At 70.8% G+C, this 6452-nt stretch carries 6 protein-coding genes and 1 pseudogene; all 7 read left to right on the top strand.

Translation table 11 applies throughout. The features are described from left to right. Nucleotides 1-90 precede the first annotated feature (90 nt). The gene (locus DKL51_RS03730) at nt 91-708 is read left to right on the top strand and encodes a hypothetical protein (RefSeq protein WP_109946783.1); all 618 of its coding nucleotides are present in this window, start codon (nt 91-93) and stop codon (nt 706-708) included. A gap of 147 nt (nt 709-855) precedes the next feature. Beyond that, nucleotides 856-1317, top strand: a complete 462-nt coding sequence (locus DKL51_RS03735) for a DUF948 domain-containing protein (protein WP_109946782.1) — start codon at nt 856-858, stop codon at nt 1315-1317. A gap of 24 nt (nt 1318-1341) precedes the next feature. Next, nucleotides 1342-1647, top strand: coding sequence for a DUF6167 family protein (locus DKL51_RS03740; RefSeq protein WP_109946781.1), 306 nt, complete (start codon nt 1342-1344; stop codon nt 1645-1647). Continuing rightward, nucleotides 1644-4322: an alanine--tRNA ligase gene (gene alaS, locus DKL51_RS03745; protein ID WP_109946780.1), complete on the top strand. Its 2679-nt coding sequence runs from the start codon at nt 1644-1646 to the stop codon at nt 4320-4322. The genes DKL51_RS03740 and alaS overlap by 4 nt, the downstream gene beginning before the upstream one ends. A gap of 75 nt (nt 4323-4397) precedes the next feature. Next, entirely contained in the window at nt 4398-4859 is a 462-nt protein-coding gene (gene ruvX, locus DKL51_RS03750) for a Holliday junction resolvase RuvX (protein ID WP_109946779.1), read from the top strand. Further along, nucleotides 4856-6073: an endolytic transglycosylase MltG gene (gene mltG / locus DKL51_RS03755; RefSeq protein ID WP_109946778.1), complete on the top strand. Its 1218-nt coding sequence runs from the start codon at nt 4856-4858 to the stop codon at nt 6071-6073. Before ruvX ends, mltG begins: the two co-directional genes overlap by 4 nt. Then, nucleotides 6070-6452: pseudogene (locus DKL51_RS03760) on the top strand (shikimate dehydrogenase); the annotation flags it as partial. The gene mltG and the pseudogene DKL51_RS03760, both read left to right, overlap by 4 nt.

Genomic DNA, 6452 nt, shown 5'->3' on the forward strand with positions numbered 1-6452 from the left:
CAGCTGCGCCGGGCCGAGGCGGAGCCGGTGGACGGCGATCCCACCGCGCCCGGCGGCCTGCGGGGCGCCCGATCCGAGCTGCGCCGGCAGATGCGTGAGCGGCGGCGGCTGCGGCTGGGCATCCTCGTCCTGGTCAGCCTGGTGCTGCTCGGCGCGGTGCCGCTCTACTTCGGGATCCGGACGCTCGCCCGCGACCCGGTCTTCGACACCCTCGACGAGCTGAACGTGCCGGGCTGGGCGGCGGCGAAGACCGTGGACAACGTCAGCGGCAGTCGCTGGTGCCTGGAGGACTGCCGGCTGCGGGAGCGGACCGTCGAGTCGCAGAAGGCCTGGAAGGAGACCGCCCTGGTCTACGAGGCGGCCCTGGCCAGGGACGGCTGGCAGCGCTGGAAGGTCGGCCGCTGCCCGGAGCAGAAGGTCAAGGGCACCTACACCTGCTGGCGGCGGGACGAGCTCACCCTCGACCTCTGGGTACGCGACCCCACCTGCGTGCCGCCGCCGGTGAACGGGGAACCGGCGCCGTCTGCGCCGCCCTCGCCCGCAGCGGGAAAGTGCACCGGCTCGTTGGTGTCGGTGAAGGTTCGCAACGCGATCGACGACGAGCGGACCGGACCACAGCCGAGCACTGATCCGTCACTCACCGGTGAGGATCCGTTCCCGACGCTCACCGACGATCCTCTCGGCGAGCTGACACGGTCACCGTCGTGAGCCGGTTTCCATCACGGACGGTAGGGTCTGGGGCTGGCGGGCCCGCCTGCGCCCGCTGACCGGTGGTCGGCGTGTGCGGTGTGGGTAGGACGGTCGCGCGTTCCGGGGCGTCGGGTCCCGGAACGCCTGCTTGAGGAGGACATGCGCGTGGATGGTGGAGAGATCGCTGCGCTGATCGCGGCCGGCGCGTTCCTGATGCTGGTGCTCGTGCTGGCGGTGCCGATCCTGCGGCTGCGCCACACCGTGGACGCGACGACCCGCATGATCCATGAGCTGAACGACCGGACCACCCCGCTGCTCGGCGACGTGAACACCACGGTGAAGAACGTCAACACCGCCCTGGAGCAGGTGCAGACCTCGCTGGACGGGGTCAACCTCCAGCTCGCCAAGGTGGACACCATGACCACCCACGCGCAGAACGTCACCGCCAACGTCGCCAACCTGGCCGCGGTGATCTCCGCCGCCGCCGCCAACCCGCTGGTGAAGGTGGCCGCGTTCGGTTACGGCGTGCGCAAGGCGGCGGCGGCCCGTCGGCACGCCGAGGACGAGCGGGAGGCCGCCGACATCATCAAGCAGCGGCGTCGCGCCGACAGGCGCGCCAACCGGTGATCCGGCCGAGCGGGAGGATCTGACATGAGGCGGTTGTTCTGGCTGGGTATCGGGCTGGGCGTGGGCGTGCTGGTGGTCCGCAAGGCGACCCGCACCGCGCAGGCGTACACGCCGGCCGGCATCGCCAGCGGCCTGTCGCAATCCGCTGGCGGCCTCGTCGAGTCGGTGCGTAGCTTCGTGGAGGACGTCCGGATCGGGATGGCCGAACGCGAGCAGGAGATCCACGAGGCGTTCGCCCGCGGCGAGGCGTTCGACGACCAGTTCGCCGACCTGCGGGAGGACCCCCGCATCGGCGACCGAGAGATTTTCCCGGAGGAGCACCAGCGATGAAGACGGCGGAGATCAAGCGGCGGTACCTCGCGCACTTCGAGGCGAACGGCCATGCCGTGGTGCCGTCCGCTCCGCTGCCCGCCATCAGCGACCCGAACCTGCTGTTCGTCAACGCCGGCATGGTGCAGTTCGTGCCGTACTTCCTGGGCCAGCAGACCCCGCCGTACCGGCGCGCGGTCAGCGTGCAGAAGTGCATCCGGACGCCGGACATCGACGAGGTCGGCAAGACCAGCCGGCACGGCACGTTCTTCCAGATGAACGGCAACTTCTCCTTCGGTGACTACTTCAAGGACGGGGCGATCCCGCTCGCCTGGGACCTGGTCACCAAGCCGGTCGATCAGGGCGGCTTCGGGCTGGACCCGGAGCGGATCTGGCCGACCGTCTACCTCGACGACGACGAGGCGTTCCAGATCTGGCGCTCGGTGGGCGTGCCCGCCGAGCGGATCGTCCGCCGGGGCAAGGCGGACAACTTCTGGTCCATGGGCATTCCCGGCCCGTGCGGCCCGTGCTCGGAGCTGTTCTACGACCGCGGCCCCGAGTACGGCCGCGAGGGCGGCCCGGCGGTCGACGAGGACCGCTACATGGAGTTCTGGAACCTCGTCTTCATGCAGTTCGAGCGGGGTCCGGGCACCGGCAAGGAGGACTACCCGATCCTCGGTGAGCTGCCGGCGAAGAACATCGACACCGGCATGGGCCTGGAGCGGATCGCGTCCATCATGCAGGGCGTCGACAACCTCTACGAGATCGACGAGGTCCGGCCGATCCTCGACAGGGCCGCCGAGCTGACCGGCAAGCGGTACGGCGCGCGCTCGGGCCACGTGGCCAGCGAGTCGCACCCGGACGACATCCGGCTGCGGGTGATCGCCGACCACGTGCGCACCGCGCTGATGCTGATCGGTGACGGGGTGACCCCGTCCAACGAGGGCCGCGGCTACGTCCTGCGCCGGATCATGCGCCGGGCGATCCGGGCGGTCCGCCTCCTCGGCTACCAGGACCGGGCGCTGCCCGAGCTGCTGCCGGTCGCCCGGGACTGCATGTCCCCGTCGTACCCGGAGCTGGCCGCGGAGTTCGGCCGGATCTCCCAGTACGCGTACGCGGAGGAGGACGCGTTCCTCGCCACGCTGCGGGCGGGTACCACGATCCTGGACACCGCGATCGCGGAAACCAAGTCGTCGGGCCAGGCGGCGATCTCCGGCGACAAGGCGTTCCAGCTGCACGACACGTACGGCTTCCCGATCGACCTCACCCTGGAGATCGCGGCCGAGCAGGGTCTCCAGGTCGACGCGGAGGGCTTCCGCCGGCTGATGGCCGACCAGCGGAGCCGGGCGAAGGCGGACGCGCAGGCGCGCAAGACCGGGCACACCGACGTGTCGGCGTACCGGTCGGTGCTCGACGGCGGCGGGCCGGTGGAGTTCACCGGCTACACCGAGCTGAACCGGGAGTCCCGGGTACGGGCGCTGCTCGCCGGCGGCGCCGAGGTCGGCGCGGCGGTCGAGGGGGACACCGTCGAGCTGGTGCTCGACACCACCCCGTTCTACGCCGAGGGCGGTGGCCAGCAGCCCGACCAGGGCCTGATCACGGTCGGCGGCGGCCAGCTCGAGGTCTTCGACGTGCAGCAGCCGGTGCCGGGTTTGATCGTGCACCGGGCGAAGGTGGTCCGGGGCGAGGTGCGCGCCGGGGAGACCGGGTACGCCGAGATCGACGTGTCCCGCCGGCGGGCGATCTCCCGCTCGCACACCGCGACGCACCTGGTGCACCAGACCATGCGCAACTTCCTCGGTGAGTCCGCGACCCAGGCGGGTTCGCTGAACGCGCCGGGCCGGCTGCGGTTCGACTTCAACACCCCGACCGGGGTGGCGCCGAGCGTGCTGCACGACGTGGAGCAGCAGGTCAACGAGGTGCTCCTGGCGGACCTGGAGGTGCACGCCTTCATCACCACCCAGGAGGAGGCGCGCCGGATCGGCGCGATGGCGCTCTTCGGCGAGAAGTACGGCGAGCGGGTCCGGGTCGTCGAGGTCGGCGACTACGCCCGGGAGCTGTGCGGTGGCACCCACGTGGCCCGGTCGGCCCAGCTCGGCCTGGTGAAGATCCTCTCCGAGGCGTCGGTCGGCTCCGGTGTCCGCCGGATCGAGGCGCTGGTCGGCATGGACGCCTTCGGCTTCCTGGCCCGGGAACACCTGCTGGTCTCCCGGCTCGCCGAGCTGTTCCGGGTACCCGGCGACCAGGTGGCCGACCGGGTGGAGCAGACCGTCACCCAGCTCCGGGACGCCGAGAAGGAGCTGGAGAAGCTCCGCGCCCAGCTGGTGCTCGGCGGCGCGGCGGCGCTCGCGGCGCAGGCGAAGGACGTGCGCGGGGTGGCGTACGTCGGCACCGAGGCGCCCGAGGGTGCGGCCGGCAACGACGTCCGGACCCTGGCCCAGGAGATCCGCGGCCGGATCGACCCGGCCCGTCCGGCGGTGGTCGCCGTGGCGGCCCGGTCGGGCGGCAAGGCGTCCCTGGTGGTGGCCGTGAACCCGGCTGCCCGCGGTCGCGGCCTGACCGCGAAGGACCTGGTCAAGGCGGCCTTCTCCGGTCGGGGCGGCGGCAGCGACGACCTCGCCCAGGGCGGTGGCCTGCCGGCGGCCGAGGCGCCGAACCTGCTGCTCACGGTGGAGAAGGCGATCGCCGAGGCGTGATGAACGCACCGAACGCAGCCAGGGCGGACCGAGCCGGTCCGCCCTGGCCCGTCCTGGCGGGGGAGTGTCCGGTAGATGGCTGAACTGTCCCGCGGGGTGCGGCTCGGGGTGGATGTCGGGCAGGTCCGGGTTGGTGTCGCCCGGTCCGATCCGCACGCCGTCCTGGCCACGCCGCTGGTCACCCTGGCGCGCGATCTGACCGCGGCCCCGGACGCCGTGCCGGCGGACATGGCCGAGCTGGTCCGGCTGATCGCCGAGCACCAGGCGGTCGAGGTCGTGGTCGGCCTTCCGGTCAACCTCGCCGGAAAGCACGGCCCTGCGGCGGCGAACGTATCGGCGTACGCTGCCCGCTTGGCCCATGTAATAGCGCCGATACCGGTGACGCTGACGGACGAGAGGATGTCGACCGTGGTGGCGAGTCGTAGGCTGGCCGAACGGGGCGTCCGGGGAAAGCGGCAACGGGCGGTGGTCGACCAGGCCGCCGCGGTGGAGATTCTGCAGAGCTGGCTGGATGCGCAGCGGAGGCCGACGCGATGATCGACGATCTTGATCTGGTGTTCGACGAGGCGGAGAGGGGGGACAAGGGCCGCCATCGGCGCGGCGCGGTGCGTAAGCGCAAGGGCAAGTCGGGCGGCCGGGGGAAGACCATCTTCGCCCTCTTCATGGCGCTCGTCCTGCTGGGCGGCATCGGCGGTGGCGCGTACATCGGGTTCGATCGGATCCGCAACCACTTCATCACCCCCGACTACGACGGCCCCGGCACCGGTCAGGCGCTGGTGGAGGTCAAGGCTGGCGACACCCTCACCGACATCGGCAACACCCTGTACGACGCGGGCGTGGTGAAGAGCACCAAGGCGTTCATCGAGGCCGCGGACGCGAACTCGCGCAGCAAGAACATCCAGGTCGGCCGGTACAAGGTCCGCAAGCAGATGAAGGCCGCGGACGCGGTGATCATGCTGCTCGACCCGAAGAACCGGGTGGTCAACGGGGTGACCATCCCCGAGGGCACGATCACCCTGGCGATCTACGACATCCTCGCCAAGCAGACCAAGATCCCGGTCGCCGAGTTCAAGGCCGCCGCGAAGGATCCGGTCAAGCTGGGCGTGCCGGCGTACTGGTTCAACCGCCAGGACGGCAAGAAGAGCCAGAAGAGCATCGAGGGCTTCCTCTACCCCTCCACCTACGAGATCCCGCCGAAGGCGACCGCCGAGCAGATCCTGAAGATGATGGTGGACGAGTTCCTTCGCGTCGCCCAGCAGATCGACTTCGTCAACCGGGTGCAGAAGGAGCGGAAGATCTCCCCGTACGAGGCGCTGATCACCGCCTCCATCGCCCAGGCCGAGTCGGTCGACCCGAAGGACTTCCCGAAGGTCTCCCGGGTGGTCTACAACCGGGTGTACGCCGGCAAGATCCCTTGCAATTGTCTGGGCATCGACAGCGGTATTAATTACTGGCTGCGCCTGCAGGGCAAGGAGCCGAAGGACTCCGACGACCTGCTGCAGAGCGAGATCCACAACCTGAAGAACCCGTACAACACGCACGACGTCGCGGGCCTGCCGATCACCCCGATCAGCAACCCCGGCGAGGGGGCGCTCAAGGGCGCGCTGGACCCGCCGACCGGGGACTGGATCTTCTTCATGACCGTGGACAAGAAGGGCACGATGGGCTACGGCTCCAACGACGCGGACTTCCGGAAGCTGCAGAAGCAGATGTGCGACAACGGCGTCCTGAGCGGGACGAACTGCGGGTGAGGGCCGCCGTCGTCGGCAAGCCGATCGCCCACTCGCTCTCCCCGGTGATCCACGAGGCCGGGTACGCGGCCGCCGGGCTGACCGGGTGGTCGTACACCCGGTTCGAGTGCGCGGCCGATGAGCTGGCCGGCCTGGTCGCCGGCCTCGGCCCGGAGTGGGCCGGGCTGTCGGTGACCATGCCGGGTAAGGAGGCGGCGCTCGCGGTGGCCGACGGGGTCTCGCCGGTCGCCGCCGCGGTCGGCGCCGCCAACACGCTGGTACGCCGCCCGGACGGCACCTGGTACGCCGACAACACCGACGTGGCCGGCATGGTCGACGTGCTCACCGGCGCCGGCGTGGCGCGCGGGGCGACGGTGACCGTGCTCGGCGCGGGCGGCAC

Origin of the sequence: Micromonospora globispora (assembly GCF_003857015.1) — a bacterium.
Lineage (GTDB): Bacteria > Actinomycetota > Actinomycetes > Mycobacteriales > Micromonosporaceae > Micromonospora > Micromonospora globispora.

Coding starts and splice junctions, on each gene's coding strand:
- ruvX (WP_109946779.1), top strand. CDS start 4,398: ATGGCTGAACTGTCCCGCGGGGTGCGGCTCGGGGTGGATGTCGGGCAG.
- DKL51_RS03740 (WP_109946781.1), top strand. CDS start 1,342: ATGAGGCGGTTGTTCTGGCTGGGTATCGGGCTGGGCGTGGGCGTGCTG.
- DKL51_RS03730 (WP_109946783.1), top strand. CDS start 91: ATGCGTGAGCGGCGGCGGCTGCGGCTGGGCATCCTCGTCCTGGTCAGC.
- mltG (WP_109946778.1), top strand. CDS start 4,856: ATGATCGACGATCTTGATCTGGTGTTCGACGAGGCGGAGAGGGGGGAC.
- alaS (WP_109946780.1), top strand. CDS start 1,644: ATGAAGACGGCGGAGATCAAGCGGCGGTACCTCGCGCACTTCGAGGCG.